At 71.9% G+C, this 22537-nt stretch carries 24 protein-coding genes and 1 pseudogene; 19 read left to right on the forward strand and 6 right to left on the reverse strand.

Features of this window, described 5'->3' with window-relative positions; translation table 11 throughout:
• The first annotated feature begins 83 nt into the window (after positions 1–83).
• The 15 genes and pseudogenes from BJF83_RS24210 to BJF83_RS30735 all read left to right on the forward strand — a co-directional run bounded on the left by BJF83_RS24210 (position 84) and on the right by BJF83_RS30735 (position 15594).
• Positions 84–3158: an amino acid adenylation domain-containing protein gene (locus BJF83_RS24210; protein WP_262391860.1), complete on the forward strand. Its 3075-nt coding sequence runs from the start codon at positions 84–86 to the stop codon at positions 3156–3158.
• Positions 3098–4264 (forward strand): SDR family oxidoreductase, encoded by a 1167-nt coding sequence (locus BJF83_RS24215; RefSeq protein ID WP_158070449.1) that lies wholly within the window; start codon positions 3098–3100, stop codon positions 4262–4264. Before BJF83_RS24210 ends, BJF83_RS24215 begins: the two co-directional genes overlap by 61 nt.
• An 18-nt stretch (positions 4265–4282) precedes the next feature.
• Positions 4283–4564 (forward strand): annotated as a pseudogene (locus BJF83_RS31360) (LLM class flavin-dependent oxidoreductase); the annotation flags it as partial.
• Positions 4565–4671: 107 nt separating this feature from the next.
• Positions 4672–5286 (forward strand): LLM class flavin-dependent oxidoreductase, encoded by a 615-nt coding sequence (locus BJF83_RS30045; protein WP_262391843.1) that lies wholly within the window; start codon positions 4672–4674, stop codon positions 5284–5286.
• Positions 5287–5324: 38 nt separating this feature from the next.
• Positions 5325–5591 (forward strand): phosphopantetheine-binding protein, encoded by a 267-nt coding sequence (locus BJF83_RS24225; RefSeq protein ID WP_075928136.1) that lies wholly within the window; start codon positions 5325–5327, stop codon positions 5589–5591.
• Positions 5581–7902 carry a lantibiotic dehydratase gene (locus BJF83_RS24230; RefSeq protein ID WP_075928137.1) on the forward strand — a complete coding sequence of 774 codons (2322 nt, stop codon included), beginning with the start codon at positions 5581–5583 and terminating at the stop codon, positions 7900–7902. Before BJF83_RS24225 ends, BJF83_RS24230 begins: the two co-directional genes overlap by 11 nt.
• On the forward strand, positions 7899–8939 hold the full coding sequence (locus tag BJF83_RS24235; protein ID WP_262391844.1) for an aspartate aminotransferase family protein: 1041 nt from the start codon (positions 7899–7901) through the stop codon (positions 8937–8939). Before BJF83_RS24230 ends, BJF83_RS24235 begins: the two co-directional genes overlap by 4 nt.
• Positions 8940–9042: 103 nt before the next feature.
• On the forward strand, positions 9043–9186 hold the full coding sequence (locus BJF83_RS30050; RefSeq protein WP_262391845.1) for a hypothetical protein: 144 nt from the start codon (positions 9043–9045) through the stop codon (positions 9184–9186).
• A 45-nt stretch (positions 9187–9231) separates the two neighbouring features.
• A complete protein-coding gene (hppD, locus tag BJF83_RS24240; RefSeq protein ID WP_075928138.1) occupies positions 9232–10287 on the forward strand; it encodes a 4-hydroxyphenylpyruvate dioxygenase in 1056 nt (351 codons plus the stop codon).
• Entirely contained in the window at positions 10284–11384 is a 1101-nt protein-coding gene (locus BJF83_RS24245) for an alpha-hydroxy acid oxidase (protein WP_075928139.1), read from the forward strand. The genes hppD and BJF83_RS24245 overlap by 4 nt, the downstream gene beginning before the upstream one ends.
• Positions 11381–12676 (forward strand): PLP-dependent aminotransferase family protein, encoded by a 1296-nt coding sequence (locus BJF83_RS24250; protein WP_075928140.1) that lies wholly within the window; start codon positions 11381–11383, stop codon positions 12674–12676. Before BJF83_RS24245 ends, BJF83_RS24250 begins: the two co-directional genes overlap by 4 nt.
• Positions 12677–12704: 28 nt before the next feature.
• Complete coding sequence (locus tag BJF83_RS27710; RefSeq protein ID WP_158070450.1) at positions 12705–12878, forward strand: hypothetical protein; 174 nt, start codon at positions 12705–12707, stop codon at positions 12876–12878.
• Between the two features lie 249 nt (positions 12879–13127).
• Positions 13128–13325, forward strand: a complete 198-nt coding sequence (locus BJF83_RS24255; protein WP_075928141.1) for a hypothetical protein — start codon at positions 13128–13130, stop codon at positions 13323–13325.
• A gap of 284 nt (positions 13326–13609) precedes the next feature.
• Positions 13610–15529, forward strand: coding sequence for an acyltransferase family protein (locus tag BJF83_RS24260; protein WP_316042349.1), 1920 nt, complete (start codon positions 13610–13612; stop codon positions 15527–15529).
• Positions 15487–15594 carry a hypothetical protein gene (locus BJF83_RS30735; protein WP_316042350.1) on the forward strand — a complete coding sequence of 36 codons (108 nt, stop codon included), beginning with the start codon at positions 15487–15489 and terminating at the stop codon, positions 15592–15594. The genes BJF83_RS24260 and BJF83_RS30735 overlap by 43 nt, the downstream gene beginning before the upstream one ends.
• A 27-nt stretch (positions 15595–15621) precedes the next feature.
• Here BJF83_RS30735 and BJF83_RS24265 read toward each other — a convergent pair whose 3' ends face one another.
• The 6 genes from BJF83_RS24265 to BJF83_RS30750 form a co-directional block, all read right to left on the reverse strand.
• On the reverse strand, positions 15622–16632 hold the full coding sequence (locus BJF83_RS24265; RefSeq protein ID WP_075928142.1) for a hypothetical protein: 1011 nt from the start codon (positions 16630–16632) through the stop codon (positions 15622–15624).
• A 168-nt stretch (positions 16633–16800) separates the two neighbouring features.
• Positions 16801–17223 carry a VOC family protein gene (locus tag BJF83_RS24270; protein WP_075928143.1) on the reverse strand — a complete coding sequence of 141 codons (423 nt, stop codon included), beginning with the start codon at positions 17221–17223 and terminating at the stop codon, positions 16801–16803.
• 134 nt (positions 17224–17357) lie between these two features.
• Positions 17358–17735, reverse strand: coding sequence for a YkvA family protein (locus BJF83_RS24275; protein ID WP_075928144.1), 378 nt, complete (start codon positions 17733–17735; stop codon positions 17358–17360).
• An 87-nt stretch (positions 17736–17822) separates the two neighbouring features.
• A complete protein-coding gene (locus tag BJF83_RS30740; protein WP_316042351.1) occupies positions 17823–17990 on the reverse strand; it encodes a hypothetical protein in 168 nt (55 codons plus the stop codon).
• Positions 17963–18460 (reverse strand): MFS transporter, encoded by a 498-nt coding sequence (locus tag BJF83_RS30745; RefSeq protein WP_394329382.1) that lies wholly within the window; start codon positions 18458–18460, stop codon positions 17963–17965. The genes BJF83_RS30740 and BJF83_RS30745 overlap by 28 nt, the downstream gene beginning before the upstream one ends.
• On the reverse strand, positions 18460–19326 hold the full coding sequence (locus BJF83_RS30750) for an MFS transporter (protein WP_316042353.1): 867 nt from the start codon (positions 19324–19326) through the stop codon (positions 18460–18462). The genes BJF83_RS30745 and BJF83_RS30750 overlap by 1 nt, the downstream gene beginning before the upstream one ends.
• Before the next feature lie 87 nt (positions 19327–19413).
• Here BJF83_RS30750 and BJF83_RS24285 point away from each other — a divergent pair, with 87 nt between their 5' ends.
• From BJF83_RS24285 to cpaB, 4 genes are all read left to right on the forward strand, one after another.
• Positions 19414–19809, forward strand: a complete 396-nt coding sequence (locus tag BJF83_RS24285; protein WP_075928145.1) for a MarR family winged helix-turn-helix transcriptional regulator — start codon at positions 19414–19416, stop codon at positions 19807–19809.
• Between the two features lie 461 nt (positions 19810–20270).
• Positions 20271–21251 (forward strand): hypothetical protein, encoded by a 981-nt coding sequence (locus tag BJF83_RS24290; RefSeq protein WP_075928146.1) that lies wholly within the window; start codon positions 20271–20273, stop codon positions 21249–21251.
• Between the two features lie 343 nt (positions 21252–21594).
• Positions 21595–21732, forward strand: coding sequence for a hypothetical protein (locus tag BJF83_RS27715; protein ID WP_158070451.1), 138 nt, complete (start codon positions 21595–21597; stop codon positions 21730–21732).
• Positions 21733–21760: 28 nt separating this feature from the next.
• The gene (cpaB, locus tag BJF83_RS24300; protein ID WP_075928148.1) at positions 21761–22537 is read left to right on the forward strand and encodes a Flp pilus assembly protein CpaB; all 777 of its coding nucleotides are present in this window, start codon (positions 21761–21763) and stop codon (positions 22535–22537) included.

The following is a 22537-nucleotide window of genomic DNA, read 5'->3' on the forward strand; positions in this document are numbered from 1 at the left end:
ACCTGGCGTGCGCGGATCCCACGCGGCCCGTCGACGAACTCCCGATCTTCGACCCGACCGGGGACCGCCCCGCCGAACGTGCCCTGGCCGCCCCCGAGCACGACGGCGGCTGGCACGGCCTCTTCGCCGAGACGGCCCGCAGGCGCCCCGACGCGGTCGCCGTCGCCGACGCCCGCGCGCGGATGACCTTCGCCGAGCTCCACGACCGTGCCCAGCACGTCGCGCGGCGGCTCGGCGCGGCCGGGGTCGGGCGCGGCCAGACGGTCGGCGTCCGTGTCGGCCGCACCAACGACCTGGCCGTGGCCACACTCGGGGCGGCCATGGCAGGAGCCGCGTTCGTGCCGCTCAACCCCGACGACCCCGAAGCCCGCCGCTCGTTCATCCTGGCCGACTCCGGCGCGTCGGCCATCCTCACCGACACGCCCGACGGCACCGACGGCGACCTGACCGTCATCGATGTCACGGCACCGCCCCCTCGGGACCCGGACCCGGTACCGCCGATCGCCGTCTGCGGAACCGACACCGCCTACGTCATCTACACCTCGGGCACCACCGGACGGCCCAAGGGCGTGGTGATGGAGCACCGCGGCATCGCCAACACGCTCCTGGCGTGCCGACGCCTCCTCGGGTTCGGCGACGACGACGTGAGTCTCGTCATGGCCGCCAGCACCTTCGACGTGTTCTACTTCGAGCTGTTCGGGGTCATGCTCGCGGGCGGATCCGCCCGGATCGTCACCCGCTCCGAGCTGTTCTCACCGCCCGCCCTCGTCGAGATCCTGGGCCGTGCGACCACCGTCCAGGCCGTGCCGGGGCTGATGGAGCACCTGCTCACCGCGCTGTCGGAGGAGGGCGTGACGGCGATCAGCCGCCTGCGCACCGTCCTGACCGGTGGGGACACCGTTCCCGCGCCCCTGCTCGGCAGACTCGTCCAGACCTTTCCCGAGGCGCGCGTCGCGGTCGCCTACGGCCCCACCGAGGCGGCGGTGTTCGCCACCATGTACCCGGTCGACCCCCGGGTGGCCGTACACGACCACCCGGTGGGTACGCCACTTCCCGGAGTCGAGGTTCTGGTCACCGACGCCCGGGGCAACGAACTACCCGCGGGAGTCGTCGGCGAGATCCGGATCGGCGGTGCCGGGGTGGCGCGCGGCTACCTCAACCGACCTGACGAGAACGCGGCCCGGTTCGTCACGCGCCACGGACGCCGCTACTACCGCACCGGTGACCTGGGGGTGGTGCGCCGCGACGACGGCGTCCTGGAGTTCAGGGGACGTGACGACACCCAGGTGAAGGTGCGCGGGTTCCGCGTCGAACTCGGCGAGGTGGAAGCCGCGCTCACGGGGCTGCGCGGCGTCCGCCAGGCGGCCGTCGCCGCGGTCGGCGACGACGGCGGCTCCCAGCGCCTGGTCGCCTGCGCGGTCGTGAGCCCCCAGTCGCTGGAGGAGGCCCGAGGTGCGCCGAACCGCTCCGGAGCGGTGGAGGAGTGGCGGGCGCTCTTCGACCGCACCCACGCGGCGGGCTCCGGCGGAGGGCGCGACTTCACCGGTTGGAACTCCAGCTACGACGGGAGGCCGATGCCCACCCGCGCGATGGACGAGTGGGTGGACGGAACCGTGTCCGCGCTGAGGGAGGCGACCGCAGGCGGGCCCCCGCGACGTGTCCTGGAGATCGGCTGCGGGACGGGCCTGATCTTGCTGGAGCTGGCCCCCGGCAGCGAACGCTACGTGGGCACCGACTTCTCCCACTCCGCCATCGCCGACCTGCGAGAACGCGTCGCCGAACGCGACCTGGACCACGTGGAACTGCACGTCGCCGAGGCCGGTCGGCCGCCCGCCGGCCACGACGGCGTCGACCTGGTGATCGTCAACTCGGTTTCCCAGTACCTGACTGACTCCGACCACCTGACGACCGTTCTGGACGCCGCGCTGCACCGCCTGCGCCCAGGCGGAGTGCTCTTCGTCGGAGACGTGCGCTCCCTGCCCCTGTTGGAGGCCTTCCACCTGTCGGTCGCCGACGCGCGCCACCCCGACAGCGACGACGGCGACCGGCTCGCCACCGCCCGTCTGGCCGCGCAGGAGGAGGGGGAGCTGGTCCTCCACCCCTGGTTCTTCCACGACTACGCCGCCAGGCGCGGCCTCGTGTCCGTCGGGGTGGAGCCCCGGCGAGGACACCACTCGAACGAGATGAACAAGTACCGCTACGACGTGGTGCTCAGGACCCCCGGCCCGGTCAACCCCGGTGGCGACCCGCCACCCGCCCCCGAACCGTGGGCGGACCGCGGTTGGAGCCGGAACCGGCTCGCCCGGGTCCTGGAGGACGGACCGGTGGACGCACTCCACCTGGAAGGGATTCCGCACGGCCTCGTCCACCATGACGTGACGCGCCACCGCGCCCTGACGGGCGGTGCTCCCGTCGAGGGCGAACCCCTCGCCCCCCAGGACCTCCGCGACCTCGCCGTCGCCCACGGCCACCGCGCCGTGCTCGACTGGAGCGGGGGTGGCGCGACCTTCGACGCGCTGATCATCCGCGACGGAACCGCCCTCCCGGCACGCCCGCCCCGCGCTCACCCCTGGGACGGGCCGACGGCCAACCAACCCTGGTCGCGTACGGCCCGACGCGTCCTGGCCGAACGGCTGGTCCAGGGGCTGGCCCGACTGCTGCCCGCGTACATGCTGCCCTCCTCCCTGCGGATCGTGGACGCGCTGCCGCTGACCCCCAACGGCAAGGTCGACCGCTCCCGGCTCCCCGCCGCACCCCCGCCCGACACCAAGGGCCGTGCGCCGTCCACCCCCACCGAGCGCGTCGTCGCCCAGGCCTGGGAAGAGGTGCTGGGCACCGGGAGTGTCACGGCGACGGACGACTTCTTCACCGTCGGAGGCACGTCCCTGCTGGCCATCCGCATGACCGTCAACCTCCGCAGGCGCGGTCTGCGGCTCGCCCCCCAAACCGTGTTCGAACAACGCACCGTGGAACGGATCGCTCAGCGTCTCGACCAGCTCGTCACCGGTGACTCCACCCCGGGCGCGAGGCGCACTCGCCCGTGGCGCCGCGACCCGGCGGGGGCCGCGCGAGTGCCGTGGCCGCGCACCCGGGCGACGTGGAAGAGCTCGTCGTCCCGGACACGAGCACGTGGACCACCGCCAACCGCCTCCTCCTGACCGGCGCGACCGGCATGCTCGGCGTTCACCTGCTCGCCCAGGCACTGGACGACCATTCCGACCTGGAAGTGGTGTGCCTGGTACGGGCGAGCGACGCGACCGCCGCCCACAAGCGCCTGGCCGACCTCTACCGATGGCACTTCCCCGACTCGGCGATCGGAGCGTCGGACTTCGAACGTCGCGTCCGCGCGGTCCCCGCCGACCTGACCCGGCCGCGTCTGGGCCTGGACCGCGCCTGGGGTGGTCTGCCCGACTCCTGCGACCGCGTGGTCCACGCCGCGGCCGACGTCCGCCACGTCGCCGCCCGGGAGGAGGTGTTCGCCGCCAACACCGCGGGCACCGAGCGTGTGCTGGAGCTGTGCTCGCGCATGAGCGTTCCCGACCTGTGCCACGTCTCGACCATCGGTGTGGCGGGACACAGCGCCGACGGTGTCGCGCGCACGCTCGACGAGCACGCGCTCGACGTCGGGCAGACCCCCTCCGAGGCCTACTCGGAGAGCAAGATGGCCGCCGAACGGGCGGTGGCCCGTTTCAACACCGACACCGGGGGCGCCTGCGTGATGCGCGTGGGCACCGTCGCCCCGCACTCGGTCTCCGGCCGCTTCCAACGCAACATCAACGAGCACTTCTTCAGCCGCTACCTGCGCGCCGTCCTCCGGCTCGGGATCGCGACCGACTGGCCCGACCGCGGCTTCCGCCTCATCCCGGCCGACACGATGGCGCGGGCGATCCTGGCCCTGTCAGGACAGCAGGCCGCGCGCGGACGCACCTTCCACCTTCAGTCCCCGCACCGTCTCTCCCACGGTGAGCTCGTCCGCCGCGTGAACGACCTGGGCTACGGCATCCGTCTCGTGGCCCCGGAGGACTTCGCCGACCGGGTCATGGCCATCGGCGAACGGACCGGCCTCGACGAGGAGGTGGGCCGCCTGTTGCCCATGATCGACCGCGGCGCGAGCACCCCGGTCACGCTCAGGCACGAGTGGACCGACGCCTGGCTGGCGCGACTGGGGCTGAGCCACCCCCGCCCCACCGCCGCGTGGATCGCCGCCTTCGTCCGGCACGGCGTCGACGTGGGGTACTTCCCGGCACCGCACACCGACCACTGAGAACAGGAAGGCCCGGAGATGGACTTCAGCCTCTTCTACTTCGCCGAAGACGCCGGCGGCCAGGAACGCGATCGCTACCGTCTGCTGCTCGACGGGGCCCGGTACGCGGACCGTTCCGGGTTCCGCGCCGTCTGGGTCCCCGAACGCCACTTCCACCCCGTCGGGGGCCTGTACCCGAACCCGGCCGTCGTCGGGGCGGCGGTGGCCACCGTGACCGAACGCGTCGGCATCCGCGCCGGAAGCGTCGTGGCGCCCCTGCACCACCCGCTCAGGATCGCCGAGGAGTGGTCGGTCGTCGACAACCTCTCCCGGGGGCGTGTGGGGCTCTCCCTGGCCTCTGGCTGGAACCGGCGCGACTTCGTGCTGCGTCCGGAGGCTTCGACACACGCCGGGAGGACACCGTCGCGATGGTCCGTACACTGCGCGACCTGTGGGACGGCGGCGACCCGGGCGAGGAGGACGCCCCGGGTGTCGGCGTCTTCCCCCGCCCGGTCGGTCCGCTGCGCCTGTGGCTCAGCTCGGCGGGCGGCACCGAGACCTTCCGTGCGGCGGGACGTTCGGGTACGGGCGTTCTCACCCACCTCGTCAAGCAGGACATGGACGGGCTGGCCGCGAACATCGTCGAGTACCGCCGCGCGTACGCGTCGGCGGGATGGCCTGGCCACGGCCACGTCACCCTCATGCTCCACACCTTCGTCGGGCCCGACCACGACCGGGCCGTCGAGGTCGCGCGCGCACCGCTCGAACGGTACCTGGTGAGCACGCTGACCCAGGTCCGACGGTCCCCCGACGACCAGGTCGTGGGCCGGGCCCGCGAGGCCGTGCGGCCCGCCGCGGACCGCTACCTGTCACGCGACGGCCTGATCGGCGGGCCCGAGCACACGGCCGATGCCGTCGCGCGCTGCCGCGAGGCCGGTGTGGACGAGATCGCCTGCCTGATCGACTTCGGTATCGACACCGACACCGTCCTGGACGGTCTCGCCCACCTGGACAAGCTGCGCTCGTCCGAGAGCACCGCCTGACCGCCGCACCCCGCGCCGCCGACCTTGAGGACCACGACATGACGACCGAACAGCTGGAGACCGAGATCCTGAGCGCCTTCCGTGAGGTCCTGCGCAAACCCGACCTGACGGCCGACGACGACTTCTTCTCCGTCGGAGGCGATTCGCTGCTGGCGGTGGAGGTGTCCTACACCATCTCCGAATCCCTCGGGCAGGAGGTGGACCCGCTCATCGTCTACGTCAACCCCACGGCGACCAGTTGCGCGAGCGCGGTCGCCGAGGCCACCACGGGCGACCAGGACGGGAGGGATCCGCATGCGCGATGACGACAGGGAGGACTGGCGCGTCTGGGACCACGTCCTCGTGAGGGGGGCCGGGTTCGCCGCTGACGGAGTCCTGCGCCTGGCCGCCCCTGAGCTGGCGGCCGCCGCCGACGCGCTCGCCGCCACCGGGCCCGGAGGGGATCCTGCGGCCTGGGAGGACTTTCGCGTCCGGTTCGAGGAGAGCGCACGGACGATCTCGGTCGAACTCCAGCGCATCGCCGCGCGCGACGACTTCCTCCGCGCACTCACCTGGCAGAACCACCGGCTGGTCGACGGGGCCGTACGTCCCTTCCTCCAGTGGGACGCCACGACCGGGCGACGCAACTCCAAGCACCGGCAGCGCGAGGAGCTCATCGCCAACTACTGGCAGCGCTACTGCGTCAAGAACGACACCATCGGCTTCTTCGGGCCCTCCGCCTGGGGCCGCCTCGCGGAGCGGGACACCACCCGGCCGCGCCCTGGGGCGCGCCTGGTCCGTGACGGCGACGTCTACTTCGAGGCGTGGGCCGTCGACGCGGTGGCGCGCGCGATGGAGCTCCTGCCGGGGATGTCCGCCTGGCTCAAGCCTCGTAGGGTCTCCTTCATCCGTCTGGAGGGCGACGAGGTCGTCCCGCCCATCGGCTCCCGGGTGCGGCCCGCGCCGGCCCAGCTGGACGTGCTGCGCCTGTGCGACGGGGTCCACCGCGTCCACGCCATCGCCGAGCGTACCGGGCTGCCGTTGGAGGAGACCGAGGTGGCGCTCGCCGAACTCGTCCGCCGCCGGTGGGTCGTGCGAGCCATCGAACTGCCCATCACTCCGAACCCCGAACACGACCTGCGCGCGTTCCTGGACGGCGTCCTCGACGACGGTCCCCGCCGGATCGCGCTGGGGTGGCTCGACTCCTTGGAGAGGGCCCGCCGGTGCGTGTGGGAGGCGCCCGACGCCGCGGGGCTGGCCAAGGCCCTGGACTCGCTCGACTCCCTCTTCACCGAGATCACCGAGAGCGCTTCCACACGCAACGAGGGGCGCACCTACGGCGGACGCACGCTCGTTTACCACGACACCAGCCGCGACCTGGACATCGAGGTCGGACGCGACCTGGTCCAGGCGTGCCGCCCCGTGGAGCTGCTGGCCCACGCGGCTCGGTGGTTCTGCTTCCGCGTCGGCGAACACGTACGCACGACCCTGCGCGAGGTCCATCGGCGAGCGACGGACAAGCACGGAGGTCCCGTCGACCTGTCCGTGCTGTGGTTCGAGTCCCTGCGCCCACTGACGCGTGCCATCGAGCGGTCCCTCGCCGAGGTCGAGGCCGAGTTCACCGACAGGTGGTCGAGGATCGTCCCGCTCCCCGAGGACGGCCGTGAGGTCGGCTTCTCCTACGACGAGCTGCTGCCCCTGGTTCGCGAGGCGTTCCCCGACACGCCTCCGGGGTGGGAGGGAGCACGCTACTTCTGCCCGGACGTGATGGCGGCGGCCTCCGGCACCGGCGGCGGCTCCGGAGACCGGCGTCTGGTCCTGGGAGAGGTCCACATGGCCATCAACACCGTGCGCAGTCACTGCTTCGTCACCCAGCACCCCGACAAGGAGTCGTTGCTCGCCGAGGTGGACCACGACTTCCCCGAGCCGCGGCTGCTGACGGTCCTGCCGAAGGAGAGTCCGCCCCGGCTGTCGGTCCGGACGCACCCCGGCCTCGTCCGGGACATCGACGCGATGGTCGAATTCAGCCACCACACGGTTCCCGCGGACCGCCCCGGTCTGTACCTGAGTCGGGACGTCGCCGTCGCGGAGGAGGCCGGGACCGTCGTCGTCCGTCTTCCGGACGGCAGCACCCACGAACTCATCGACGTCTTCGCCGAGATGCTCATGGGCATGGTCATCGACCGCTTCCAACTCTTCGCCGACCGGCCGCACATGCCCCGCGTCAGCATCGACGACCTGGTCGTCGCACGGGAGAGCTGGCGGTGGGCCGCGACCGACCTCGGCTTCGCCGCCGAAACCCGTGAGGCGGACCGGTTCGTGCGCGCACGTGGCTGGAGGCGGGAGCACCGCCTGCCCCGGTTCGTCTTCGCCGGGTCCACGGCGGCCGAGAAGCCCGTCTACGTGGACTTCGACAGCCCGGTGTACGTCAACGCCCTCGCCAAGATGATCCGGCGCACCATCGCCGACGACCGGCTCCCCGACAAGACCATCACGATCGTGGAAATGCTGCCCGCCCACGACGACCTGTGGCTCAACGACGCGGAGGGCGCCCCGTTCACCTCGGAACTGCGCTTCACGTGGGTCGACCAGCGCAGGCGTGACGTCCCCGCGCCCGCGGAAGGAGAACAGGAATGACACCCCCCGTACCGCCCGCCTCGGCCGAGACCCGAGAGTGGCTGCTCGAGACCGACCGTGCCCATCTGTGGCATCCCTGGGCTCCCCACCGCATCAGCTCCGAGACACTGATCATCGTGTCCGGCCACGGATGCCACGTCCGAGACGCCGAAGGCCGCCGCTTCCTCGACGCCAAGGCGTCGGGCCTGAACGCCACACTCGGCTACGGCTGCCGCCCCGTCATCGAGGCCATGAACGAGCAGCTGACCCGCCTGATGACCTACGACACCGTCGAGGGCAGCAACCTCCCCGCCATCGAGTTGGCCCGCCGCATCGCGGAACTGACCGGTCCCGACCTGACCCGCACGTTCTTCTGCAACAGTGGCTCGGAGGCGATCGAGACGGCCGTCCGCGTCGCACGCGCCTACCACGCGCTCCTCGGCGCACCGGAGCGGACACGTATCGTTTCCGTGGACAACGGCTACCACGGCACGACGGCGGCGGCAGCGGCATGCACCACCGGCTCCGAGGCGGCCGGGTTCGTCCGCGTCCCCGGTCCCGCGGGACCGGGCCGACCCGACGGGCGGCCCGGTGTCGAGGGTGTCCGCGCCTACCTGGCGGAGCACGCGACCGCCACCGCCGCGCTCGTCCTGGAACCCGTGCAGGGGCTGGGCGGCCACATCGTGTCCGACGACGACCTGGCGGCCCTACGCGCGCTGTGCGACGAGCACGACGTGCTCCTCGTCCTGGACGAGGTCCTGACTGGCTTCGGGCGCACGGGACGCATGTTCGCCTACGAGCACGCCGGGGTCCGGCCGGACCTCCTCGTGACCAGCAAGGGTCTGACCTCCGGATACGCATCCCTGAGTGCGGTGACCACCACCCCGCGCGTGTTCGACGTCTTCGGACGCGACCGTGAGACCGGTGGATTCGCCCACGGCCACACCCACTCCGGCCACGCGACCGCCTGCGCCGCGGCCCTGGCCGTCCTCGACGTCCTGGAGGGCGGTGTGCTCGACACGCGCGCGAGCGCGGCGTCCAACTCCTGGACACGCTGACCGCGGGCGTCGACGTCCCCTTCGCGCGCCAGGTCCGCGGGCGTGGACTCCTCGTCGCCGTCGAACTCGACTCGCCCCGCAGGCGGTGAGGGTCAGGCGGACCATGCAGCGGGGCGGCGTGCTCGTCCGGCGCAGCGGAGCGAATGTCATCCTCGCGCCGCCCCTGGTCATCACAGCCGAGGAGACCGACGCCGCCGCCGAGACCCTGCTCAAGGCACTGACGTCGACCGACGTCCTCGCGGCCTGACACCCCCACCCCCACCTCCACCCCCGCCCCGAGAGGGAGACCACCATGACCGATCAGCCCCTACCGGAGTCGTCCGTGGACCACGTCGTGTTCCACGTCGGCGACGCGCACGCCGCCGCGACCGCGGTCCGAGACGGATACGGTCTGGACGTGTACGCCATGAGTCGGACGGACCGGGAGGTGTCCGTGGCGGTCGGCGCGGGCGGCATCCGGCTCGTCTTCACCGAGGCGCGCACCGACGACCACCCGGCCGCCGCCTTCGTCAGGGAGCACGGAGACGGCGTCGCCGACATCGCCCTTCGCACCCCCGACGCCCGTGCCGCCCACACGGCGGTCGTCAGCCGCGGCGCGACCTCGGTCTCGCCGCCAGCGGAGCATCAGGGGATCGTGACGGCGACGGTCGGCGGATTCGGGGACGTGGTCCACACGTTCGTCGAACGCGCTCCGGGGATCGACGTGCGGAGCCTGCCCGGGCTCACCCCGGCTGGGGGTACGCAGGAGCGGGCATCGGGCACGGGCCTGCACGAGGTCGACCACTTCGCGGTCTGCCTGGAGGGCGGACGGCTCGACCCCACCGTGCGCTTCTACCGCGACGTGTTCGGCTTCGCGACCATCTTCACCGAGTACATCGTCGTCGGCGATCAGGCGATGGACTCCACGGTGGTGCAGAGCCCCTCAGGCCGCATCACGCTCACCCTGATCGAACCGGACCTGTCCCGTGAGCCTGGGCAGATCGACGCGTTCCTCAAGAATCACGTGGGCCCCGGCGTCCAGCACATCGCCTTCACGACCGACGACATCGTCCGTACCGTCGGTCTGCTGCGCGAGCGCGGAACGGAGTTCCTCGCCACGCCCGACGCCTATTACCGGACGCTCTCCCGAAGCGTCAAGCCGAGCAAGCACTCCATGGAGGCGCTGCGGCGCCTCCACCTACTCGTCGACGAGGACCACGACGGTCAACTCTTCCAGATCTTCGCCCGCTCCACACACCCACAGCGCACGTTCTTCTTCGAGGTCATCGAGCGGTTGGGCGCCACCACCTTCGGCAGCGGCAACATCAAGGCCCTCTACGAGGCGGTCGAAGAGGAGCGCTCCCGGTGACGGGGGTCGGGACGGGCGGAGCCCCCGCGCCGACCGAGATCGCGGAGTTCGCCGAGCGGGCACGATCCGCCCTCAGCACGGCGGTGTGGGACTTCGTCGCCGGGGGGAGCACCGAGCCGGGGCCCGGCGCCAACGAGGCGGTGCTGGAGGCCATGCGCGTCGTGCCGCGGGTCCTCACCGGCGCCGCCCCGGTCACGACCCGCGCCCGTGTGCTCGGCGGATGGGCACGTGCTCCCCTGGCGGTGGCGCCCATGGCCTACCAGTGCCTGCTCCACCCCGACGGGGAGGTGGCGGCGGCCGCGGCCGCCCACGACAACGGCGTCCCCTACGTGGTCAGCACCCTCGCCAGCCGCACCCTGGAGGACATCGCGGGCACCGGTGCCGAACTCTGGTTCCAGCTCTACTGGGTCGCAGACGAGGGGCGGGTGCGTGACCTGGTCGATCGAGCGCGAGACGCCGGATGCCGCGCTCTGGTGCTCAGCGTGGACGTGCCCGTCATGGCGCGGCGCCCGCGCGACGTCCGCAACGGGTTCCGGCTGCCGCCGCACGTGCGGGCCGCCCTCCTCCAGAATCCGGGCGACGAAGCCCACCGCGCGGGGGCGGGGTCGGCCGTGGCCCGCCACACCAACGCGCTCTTTCATCCCGCTCTGACGTGGGACCACGTGGAACGGCTGCGGAACTGGTGGGAGGGCCCCCTGGTCGTCAAGGGCGTCCTGGACCCGCGGGACGCCGTCCTGGCCGCCGACCACGGCGCGGAGGCCGTGGTGGTGTCCAACCACGGAGCCCGCCAGTTCGGCGCCGCTCCCGCCGCCTGCACGAGGATCGGCCCCGTCGCGGGCGCGGTGGCCGGCCGTTGTGAGGTGCTCTTCGACAGTGGCGTGCGGAGCGGGATGGATGTCCTACGCGCGCTGGTCCTGGGCGCCTCGGGTGTCCTGGTCGGGCGCCCCGTGCTGTGGGGGCTGGCCGCCGACGGCCAGCGAGGTGTCGCCCGGGTTCTGGAGGCCCTGCGTTCCGAACTCGCCGAGGCCCTGACCCTCGCGGGATGCGCCGACCTGGCGTCGGCACGCGAACTGAGGGCTGAGGGAGTACGGCCGTGAACACCGCGGACCTGCGCGTCGACAGCCTCCACTGGGCTCTGGAGGACTCCGCCCTGGCTTCCATGGACTTCCTCAACGAGGTCGCCGAGCAGTACCCCGACGCGGTTCCCCTCGCCGCCGGACGCCCCCACGACGGGTTCCTGTCACCGGACGCCGTCCATCACCACCTGGACACCTACCACCGCTACCTGCGGACCGAGCGCGGTCTGAGTCCTGAGCACGCGTCTCGCACCATGTTGCAGTACGGCCCCGCCCAAGGCGTCATCAACGAGGTGCTCGCCCGCCACCTGGCGGTGGACGAGGGCATTCAGACCGATCCGGAATCCATCGTGGTCACGGTCGGGTGCCAGGAGGCGATGTTCCTCGTCCTGAGGGCCCTGCGAACCAACGACCGGGACTTCGTCCTGGCCGTGTCCCCCACCTACGTCGGCCTCAACGGGGCCGCCAAGCTCGCGGACATGCCCGTGCTCCCGGTTCCCACCGACGACTCCGGTGTGAGCCTGCCCGACCTCGTGGCCGACATCCACCAGGCCAGATCGGAGGGGCGACGGCCCCGGGCCCTGTACGTGATGCCCGACTTCGCCAACCCGTCCGCCGTCAGCATGGACCTCTCCACCCGCCAAGCGCTGCTGCGTGTGGCCGAGGAGGAGGACATCCTCCTGATCGAGGACAACCCCTACGGGCTATTCCACGGTGAGAGGCACCGAGTCCCCACGCTCAAGGCGCTGGACCGCGCGCGCAGAGTCGTGTACCTGGGGTCGTTCGCCAAGACGGTGGTACCCGGCGCCCGCGTCGGCTACGCGGTGGCCGACCAGGTCGTGACCGACCGCGACGACCGCTCGGCCACCTTCGCCCAGCACCTGGCGCGGATCAAGGGCATGTTGACCGTCAACACCTCGCCCATAGCGCAAGCGGTCGTCGCGGGCCGGCTCCTGGAGAACGGATGCAGTCTCGTCCGAGCCAACCGGGAGGAGCGACGCTTCTACCGACGCAACCTCCAGCACCTGCTACGAGGCCTGGCGTCTCGCTTCGCGGCGGTGTCCGACCAGGTCACCTGGAACGCACCCGCCGGCGGCTTCTTCGTGGTGGTCACACTGCCGTTCCGCGTCGACGACGAGGAACTGCGCCGGTGCGCGGACGAGCACGCCGTCCTGTGGACCCCTATGTCCCATTTCTACGAGGTCGACGGCGGAGAGAACCAACTGCGGCTGTCCTGTAGCGCGGTGTCGGCCGAAGCGATCGACACCGGCCTGGACGGACTGCGTGACTACGTCATCGGGCGGCTCGGATGAGGCCGCACCGTTCACGGAAAGAGTCTCCATGTTCCGGACCATGTTCAGGTCGAGGATCCACGGCGCGGCCGGAGCGTGCGAACTGCTGCACGGGTCCGACCGGGAGAGCGACCGACGGCGCCTGAGGGCACGCGATCCGCGTTGGGAGGAACGGCAACGGGCCCGCGTGGCCGACCTGTTCGTGGACCGGGGCGACGAGTAGGCCGAACGCTTCAGGGAGCCCCACCGGGCATGGGTGGCTGCGCCGACGCGAGCGGTTGCGGGACACCTGGCAGGCCCCGAACCAGATCGCCCGCCTCCTGGAGGCGGAGCGCGAGTTCACCCGGATCGGTGACGACTGGGGGCGGTGGCGCACGTGCCTGGTCCTGGGTCAGGTGAGAATGGCCCACGACCGGCACCTGGGCGAGGAGGAGATGCTGAGGGCCGCCGCGGGGTCCTCGCGGAGACACTGGTGCTGCTGGCCGAGACGCTCTTCCACCGTGATCGGTTGGCGGCCCTGCGCACGGCTCAGGAGGCCGTGGCGCTGGCGGAACTGGCGGAGCACGACGTCGGCCAGGGCGCGGTGCCGAACGCGCTGTTCCAGGAAACGCGGGAGATGACGAGGCAGACCCGCAGGCTCCTGCAGGCCTTCCACGAAGGGCGCGACTGAACACCGGGGATGACGGCGGCCCGGACCGAGCGCTGTGGACGAACATCTGAGGGACGCGCTGGGGGAAGGGAGCACGGCGGCTGGGAGGCCATCGGGTGAACTCCGGGCTGAGGTTGCGCCAACGCCCCACATGCCGGCTTTGTCCACCCTCCGGCCAACGGCAACATAACGGGATGCGCCCGAATCTCGTGTGGCGTGCGACGCCACCCACGACCCCCCGACCGGGAGACGGAGCCGAACGCCCGCGTTCCGCGTCCCGTGGCGACCGCCGATTCCGCCCCGAGGTGCAGGGCCTGCGCGCCGTGGCCGTGCTGCTGGTCCTCGTCTACCACCTGGACCCGCGGCTGCTCCCGGGCGGCTACGTCGGCGTCGACGTGTTCTTCGTGATCTCCGGTTTCCTCATCACCTCGCTGCTGCTCCGCGAGGCCACCGAGCACGGCCGGGTGGGGCTGCGCCGTTTCTACGTGCGGCGCGTGCGACGCCTCCTGCCCGCATCGACCGTGGTGCTGGCGGCCACGGGCGCCGCCGCGCTCGTCCTCCTGCCCGTCACCCGCCTCACCGACACCGCGTGGCAGTTGGTGGCCTCCGCGGCCTACGTCGAGAACCTCTACCTGGCCGACCAGGCCGTGGACTACCTGGCCGCCGAGACGCCACCCAGTCCGGTGCAGCACTTCTGGTCGCTGTCGGTGGAGGAGCAGTTCTACGTCGTCTGGCCGTTGCCGTTCATGGCGTGGGCGCTGGCACGGCGACACCTGCACGCCTCCACGGGGCCGCTGGTCGCGATCCTCGGAGCGCTGTTCGTCCTGTCCTTGGCGACATCGGTCCTGCTGGCCCTCGACGGGACCGCGGCGGCCTACTTCCTGCCCACGACCCGGGCCTGGGAACTGGCGGCCGGAGGGCTGCTCGCTCTCGCCCTGGCCAGGGGAAGCCTCCCCGTCCGACCGCGGCTCGCGTTGGGCTGGCTGGGCCTGGCCGCGATCGCGGCGGCCGTCGTGCTCTACGACGAGGACACGGTCTTCCCCGGGTGGGCGGCGGCCCTGCCCGTCCTCGGCGCGGTGGCCGTGATCGCCGCCGAGGACTCCCCCGGTCTGCGCTCCGCGTCGGCGGTGCTGGGGACGGCGCCGGCCAGGTTCGTCGGCGACATCTCCTACTCGCTGTACCTGTGGCACTGGCCGCTCATCGTCCTCACCCTGGCGGTGACCGGGCGCGAGCGGTTGGGCGTGCTCGAAGCCGTGCTCGTGGCCGCGTCGTCCCTGCTGCTGGCCTGGGGGACGAAGCTCTGGGTGGAGGACCCGGTACGCGGGCGCGGCCTGGTGCCGAACGGGCGCGCAGCGCTCGCCGTCGCCCTGGCGGGCCTGCTGGCGGTAAGCGCCGTGGCCGCGGTGGGCCTGGTGAGCGTGGAGCGCTCCGGTTCGGTGTCCTTCGACCCCGACGTGCACACGGGTCCGGCCGCGATCGACCGGTCGGCGCCCTCCTCGGGTGAACTGATGTACCCGGCGCCGTTGGACGCCGCCCAGGACCTGCCCGCGGTCTACGACGACGGTTGTCAGGCCTCCCAGGAGGCGACAGCGCCGGACACCTCGTGCGTGTACGGCGTCGAGGACGCCGAGCGGACTGTCGCGGTGGTGGGCGACTCGCACGGCGCGCAGTGGATCCCGGCCCTGGAGGAACTGGCGCTGGAGCGGGACTGGCGGCTCGTCGCCCTCACCAAGTCCGCGTGCGCGTTCACGGACACGCTGACCTCCCGGGGCGACGCGGTTCCGTACGAGGAGTGCCGGACGTGGAACCGCGCCGTCGTCGAGGAGCTGCTCGACCTGCGTCCGGACCTGGTGTTCACCAGTTCGTCCGCCATGGCCGACCCCGCCGAGGAGGTGCCCGGAAGGGACTCGGGGGCCCTGATGGCGGAGGGCATGGGCCGGTTGTGGAACCGGGTGGGCGAGGCGGGGATCGACGTGGTCGTGATCCGCGACACCCCCCGCACGAGGGAGGACGTCCTGGAGTGTCTGGCGGCCAACGCGGACGACCTGTCCCGTTGCGACCGGTCCGAGGACGAGGCGCTGCGGCTCCCCGACCCCCAGGAGACGGCCGTCCGGACGGTCGATGCCGACGCGTCCTCATCGACCTCAGCGACCGATTCTGCGCGCGGGGCACGTGCCCGGCCGTGGTCGGGAACGTGGTCGTCTACCGGGACTCCCACCACATGACGCAGACGTACGCCCGGCTGCTGGGCTCGGCCCTGGGGGAGCGGGTGGACGCGGCACTGGACTGAGGCGGTCAGCGGGTAGCACTACCCGGGTCAGGGGGGCTCGTGCGGGTCGGCGTCGGCCTCGGCGGTCTCCGGGAACAGGCCGCGCAAACGGCTCGCGACCTGTGTGAACCCGCTCCGTTCGAGGACGCGCACCTGGTCCCGAGCGAAGGCCGTGCGCTCGCCCGCGTCCCGGGCGGAGTCGATGAGACCGCGCAGGATGGCCACCTGGACGTCCTGTTCGGCGGCGTGGGAGCCGGTGCGATCCTCGGCCGGCCACCAGTAGCTCTCGTACCCCTCGCCGTCGACGTCGCTGCCCGGACCGGGCGGCGGGGCCGCGTCGGGGCCGTCGAAGGGCGCGAGCTCCTCGAAGTCGTCCTCGTCGTCGTCCGGTCCGGACACGGCGCGGGACGCCGTCGACATCGGCGGGGGCGGCAGCTCGGCGAGGTCCTCCTCTGCCTCGCGAATCTCCTCCCGCAACGCGCGGTCCTTGCGCAGGGCGGCCATGCGACGCAGGCGCTCGGCGTCCTCGTCCGGCAGGCGCAGACGTACGTCCTGCGCCCACACGACGATTCCGGCGCCGGTGACGGCCCGCTCGACGGCGAGCAGCGCCCCCAGAGCGGTCTCGGCCAGGCCGTGGTCGACGGGGTCGACGTCCCGGGCGAGTTCGGCCGCCCTGGTCACCACGGCGTGCACGGCCGGACCCGCCGGGTTGCGCAGCCGCAGGTCCACGTGGCCCTCCCAACGCCAGTGCACCTCCGCGGAGAAGTCGAGACGGTGGTCCTCGACGGCGCAGGCCAGCGCGACCGTACGCACCCGGGTGCCCGTCGACCGCGCCTCCCCCTGCGCCGGGTGCGTCCGCTCCTCGCCGCCGAGGCCGTCCTCGCCGGTGGCGCCGAGCACGTCGGGGCCCGCCGGGGGGCTCGCCAGGACCGCGACGGCCAGAAGGACCGCCGGCGCCCACAGCACGGCCCACACGGGTGGGAGTAGGTACACGGCGCAGGGGACGGCGAGGGTGGCCGCGGCGACCGCCATGACTCGCGGACGGGGGACGGGGGACACGGGGTGCGTCTCCTCTCGCGGTGCGGCGTCGGGAGGCGGAGCCGCGACCGGGGGGCCGGTGCGTTACCGCCTCACGCCAGTGTGCCCGAGCCGGCGGGCGCGGGTGCACGAAACGCCTCCGGACGACCGGCGTGGCGTCGGCGCGAACCGTGCACGGCCCCCGTGGCCTCACTGCTCCGTGAAGCCGTTGTCCCGTAGCCACTGGGGGTCGGGGGCGACCGCCTGGAGGATCTCCACGTGAATCCCCTCGGGTGCGACGACCTGGAATCGGCGCTGCCCCCAGGGCTCGGTGACCAGGTCGAGGGTGAACTCCGCCCCGGCCTCGCGCAACCGTGCCGCCTCGGCGTCCACGTCCGCGACGAGGAAGGCCAGGAGCGCGCCGGCGGTGTGCTGGCCGCGCAGGCTCCCTGGCCAGGACTCGTGGGCTCGGTCGACGAAGTCCAGGGACAGGTTCTTGTGCTGTGCGTGCTGGGTGTTGACGTACCAGCCGAGGTCGACGCCGACCTCGAAGCCGACGTGCTCGACGAACCACGCGGCGCAGGCGCGCGGGTCGTCGCAGAGCAGGGCGGTGCCGACGAGTTCGATGTTCACGGGGCCTCCAGGGGATCGCTTCTTTTAACTACATGCAAAGTACTACAGAAGTAGTTGTACTACAACAGCGAAACCCGGGAAAAGCGAACGTGCCCGAGGGAGAGATCCCCTCGGGCACGCAGCGGTTGGTCGGTTCAGTGGCTCGGGGCCGCCTGCGGGTTGGCGCGGTGGAAGGCCTGCCGCGCCTCGTTGTCCCGCTCCCAGCGGACGAAGCGTTCGCTCTCGCCGAGCAGCATCGTGGTCAACCAGACCGCGGCGCCGACGTCGTCCGCGACTCCCAGCACCGGGATCATCAGTTCGGGCAGGAAGTCGATCGGGGAGACGATGTACAGGAACAGGGCCAGCATCCCCGCCAGCTTGGCTCCGCTCAGTTCGGGGTACCGACCGCTGAGCCGGGCCCCGACCATCCTGGGCACCGCCCCGGCTCGCCGCCACACGGAGATGCGGCTGTCGGTGTTCTGGATGACCTGCCAGGCGGCCGCTCCGGCCGCGGCGCGGTTTTCCTTGCGCATCGCTCGTCTCCTCCAACAGGGGGCTTTTCAAGATATGACGCGAATCCTGCCCGATTCGTTCCCGCCCCGACCACGAACCTCCGGCCCTCAGACGCCCGCCGACTGCCGCTCCGGTTCCTCGGTCTCCAGGACCGCCGCCGCCGGAAACGCCGGGCGCCGGGCGCGCCGCGCGAACAGCGGGAACAGGGCGACGAGCACACCGACCAGGGCCACCGAGGTGACGAAGATCAGGCCGGGCTGGAACTGTTCGAGCATCTGGGCGGCCCCGCGGCCGGCGCCCTCACCGGTCGCGTGGTCCACCGCGATGACGGCGGTCGTGACGGCGAGGATGAGCGCGCCGCCCACCTGGGCCGAGGTCTGCACGAGACCGGCCGCCAGCCCCTGCTCGTCGTCCGCGCGCCCGCGGTCGCCTGCACGTTGATCGCGGGGAAGGCGAGCGCGAAGCCCACCCCGAGCAGCAGCGCGGTCGGCAGGAGCATCGGCAGGTAGGAGAACTCGGCGTCGACTCGCAGGAACAGCAGGTAACCGGCGGACAGGGCGACCAGTCCTCCGACGATGAGCGTGGGCGTGCCGAAGCGGTCGATGAGACGGTCGGCGAACGGCGCGCTGAACGCGACGAGCAACCCGGCGGGAAGCAGGGACAGCGCCATCTGGAGCGGGCTCTGCTGCAGGGCCTGCTGGAGGAAGAGCGTCAGCAGGAACTGGAAGCTGATAAAGGAGCCCATCAGCGCCACGGCGCCGACGTTGGCGCGGACGAGCGTGCCGCTGCGCAGGATGCCGAGGCGGACCAGGGGGAAACGGACCCGGCGTCGACCCACACGAACAGGGACAGCAGTGCCGCGACGCCGACGAACGAGGCCAGGGTGACCGGGTGGGCCCATCCGGTCACCGGCGCGGTGACCACGGTGTACACGAGCAGCAGCATGGTCGCGGTGAGGGTGGCCGCGCCCACGAGGTCGTAGCCGCCGCGGGTGTCGGGGCGGTCCTTGGGGATGAGCGCGAACCCGGCGACCAGGGCCAGCAGAGCGAAGGGAGCGCCGAAGAAGAACGTCCAGCGCCAGCCGAGGGACATGAGGAGTCCGCCGAACAGCAGTCCGGAGGAGAAGCCGCTCGCGCCGAAGACGGTGTAGACGGACAGGGCGCGGTTGCGCTGTCGGCCCTCGGCGAAGGTCGTGGTGAGGATGGACAGCCCGGTGGGAGCGGTGAACGCGGCCGCGATGCCCTTGATGAAGCGGCTGGCGACGAGTAGGGCGCCGCTGTCCACCAGACCCCCGATGACGGAGGCGAGGGCGAAGACGCCCAGGGCGATGAGGAACACCCTGCGGCGGCCGAGGAGGTCGGCCGTGCGGCCGCCGAGCAGGAGGAAACCGCCGAAGCCGAGGACGTAGCCGCTGATCACCCACTGGAGGGTGGCGGTGGGCAGGTCGAGTTCGGCCCCGATGGAGGGAAGCGCGACGGCGACCATCGAGACGTCGAGGCCGTCGAGGAAGAGGGCGAGTGAGAGGACGATGAGCAGCGCCCACAGCCGGGGCGACCACCGTTCGTCGTCCCGTGTGATCCGGGAGGTGCTGTGGGTCTGTGGAGTGGTCATGCGCCGAGACATTACATGCGTGCACATTTATTGTCTACGCATTAAATGTCATTGCATGAAATCTTGTCGCGTGTTAGGATCCCGACCATGCCCCTGACACCGGACGTCGAGCTGTGTGAGCGGTGGCGGCAGCTGATGACCCGCTACCACGACATCTCGTGCGCGCTGGAGCGGGCCCTGAGCCAGCAGCACGACCTGGGGATCAGCGAGTTCGAGACGCTCGACCTCCTCGTCACGTCCCCGTGCGACAAACAGTTCGTCCACGAACTGCAGGCGAACATGCACCTGAGCCAGAGCGCTCTCTCGCGGACCGTCGCCCGGCTGGAGAAGCGCGGGCTGGTCACGCGGGCGATGTGCTCCAACGACCGACGGGCGGTCACCGTGGCCCCCACCGAGGCGGGCCGTCGGCTCCACGCCGAGGCCGCGCCCACGCACGCGGCCATCCTGTCCGAGCACAGGGGCGATCTCCAGTCACAGGCGTAACGTCTGCGGGGGCCGCGCGGGAACGGAGTCGTCCACAGATCGCGACAGGCCGTTGAGACGGCCGTCGACGTGCGGCATCCTCAAGGGTGAGAGCACTCCGACGTCCACACCGGATCCGCACCAGACGGGTCCACCCCGCGAACGGCTAGCTGATACCCACTCCCCTGTCCACGCTGTGGCCACATGCGGTCACACCACGTGTGACCCGTGCGGAGGTACACGACCCCGCCACGACGCGATCCACACCGGCCAGCGACGGAACGCCGTCACCGGACCGGCCCCAGCCCACGCCCGCCCTCCCGACCCCGGCCCGCCTCCGCTCCGTGTTCCACGGGGCGGGACGCGCGGTCTCCCCCACCCGCCCACACATTCGTTACGATGCGACCGAGTGGCACCTTCGGCGCGGGACGCCGCTCCCGTCCCGAAGGACCCACATGCGCAGAACCGATGGAGCTTGCCCCGTGTCCCATGCCCTACCTCGGTCGACCACGACCGTCGCCCTGTTGGCGGACATCCCGAGCACGGGCCACGTGGGCGAGGTCCGGGCACGACGGTTCCCGATGCACGGCGACGGCATCGGCGAGCGCAGCGCGGCGTTCGTCGACTTCGCCCGCGAGGAGGTCACGGCGGGCCGCAAGGTCATCGCGCTCCTGCCCGCCTGGCAGGCCGCGGACGCCGAGCGGGCGGTCAACTTCGCCCGTGCGTCCCTGCGCACCGACCACGTCGCCGGGGTCACCGTCGGCCTCTCGCCCCTGGCCCTGTCCCTGGTCGCCGACCAGCTCGCCTACCTCGCCCCCTACCTCCCTCCGGGAATGGTCGCCGCGCTTTGCGAGGAGCTGCCCCGGCACGTGCTGGCCGGGGCCTGGCTGCGCACCGTCTCCGGCCTGTCCACCATCCCCACGTCGTTACGGCAGCACGTGGGATCCTTCGCCCCGTCGGTGTCCTTCCTCGCCTACTGCGCGCCCATCCCCCAGGTGGGACGCCTACGCCCGGCCGACTTCCCGAGCAGCCTCCCCTTCCGGCCCGTCCCACCGGTCCAGCTGCTCTACTCCACCCCCGACCCCGGCATCACCGGAGTCTTCGACGACCACCTGCCCCAGGCCATCCAGCCGGTGGCCACCCGGTCCCTGCCCGCCCAACCGCTCGGCCCCACCTACTGGGGCACCGGCAAGTACGTGGAGTTCGTCGCGTTGAGCGCCCACCCCCAGGCCCTCGCCTACGCGGCCAGCGCGATCCGCGCCAGCACCTGCTCATGGTGCGGCGAAGCCATGGCCGCCGAGCGCTGCCCCTTCTGCTCCGCCACCGCGGCCCGGGCCCCCTCGCCCCCAACGCCCCCCAGACCCGCCGACCCGCCCGCGCACCGTCCCCCACCGTCTGCGGACCGGCCCAGCGGGAAGGCCGCCGCTCCCCAGCCCGACACCCCGCGCACCTACTCGCGCTGACGCCCCCGCACACGCGGACCGCCCACGACCGTACAGGAATCGGAACGGCCCCCGGATCCCGGTCCTGGAGGATCGATCCTCCAGCCCGCACGGCCGCGGGCCGCCAGCACCAGCACCAGCACCAGTCAAGCCCGGAGGAGGCAACCAGTTGGCCACGTTCCACGCGAGGCGGCGGGTCCGCCGGGCCGGGCCACCTCAGTGGCCCGCTCGGGAACCCGCGTCGGCGAACACCCTCGGGACCGAGAACGCGCCGGGGCGCGACCGCCGCGGGGCACCCGGACGGGAGCACGCGCGAGAGAGGACAGCCGCTGTCCCACGCGCCGGGGACACCCACGCCGACCGGGTGGCCGTCCGCGACACCGCCGAGTTCGACGTCACCACCGTGCACGGCATCCACCACCGACACGTCCGTCCGCTCCAGCGCGCGGACGGCCACGCCTACATCACACAGAGGGAGGGAGGGGCCCGCACCCCGGCCTGAACGCCAGTGCTCGCGCCCCAACAAGTTGATGAACCCCCGTCAGCGACGAGGTGTCCTCCTCATGATCGTGGCGGCGATCGGCGCCGTCGCCGTGTTCGTCTCCGTGTTCACCTACCTCACCTCCCAGCAGGAGCGGCTGGGCGACACCGTGACCGTGCTGCGGCTGGCGGAGGACGTGGACGCCTACCAGCCGATCGGCGAGGACTCCGTCGAACGTGTCCAGGTGCCGAGCATCTACTTCGATCCGGAGGTCTTCATCACCGATCTCGGCGAGATCGAGACCCCCTCCGACCAGCGACTGGTCGCGGCCTCCTTCATGGAGGCGGGCGTCTACCTCCAGCACGGCATGGTCATGCCCCAGCCGACGCTGACCACGGGCGAGCGGGAGATCGCCATCATGGTCGACGCCGAGACGGGTGTGGCCGGCAAGGTCCAGCGCGGCTCCATCGTGGACATCTACGGCACGTTCGAGGCACGCGACCACGGCGAGGCCTGCGCGGTGCGCGTCATCACCGAGGTCGAGGTCCTCGACATCGGGGAACTGCGCACCCAGGAGAACGCCGCCGGCGGTGTCGCCGGGGTCGTCCCGGTGACCTTCCGGCTGGAAGCTCAGGACGCGCTCCAACTCGCCTACGCCGAGGACTTCTCGGCCAAGCTGCGCCTGGCCCTGGTCAGCCCCGACGGTGGTGGCTCACCGGGCGAAGCCGAGTTCTGCAGCGGCGACTTCGCCGACATCATCGGCGCCCAGGACCAGGAGGACGACACCACCACGACGGACCAGCGGCGCACGCCGCGGGGGGAGTAG

It is taken from the genome of Nocardiopsis sp. CNR-923, from assembly GCF_001942255.1.
Taxonomy (GTDB): Bacteria; Actinomycetota; Actinomycetes; order Streptosporangiales; family Streptosporangiaceae; genus Nocardiopsis.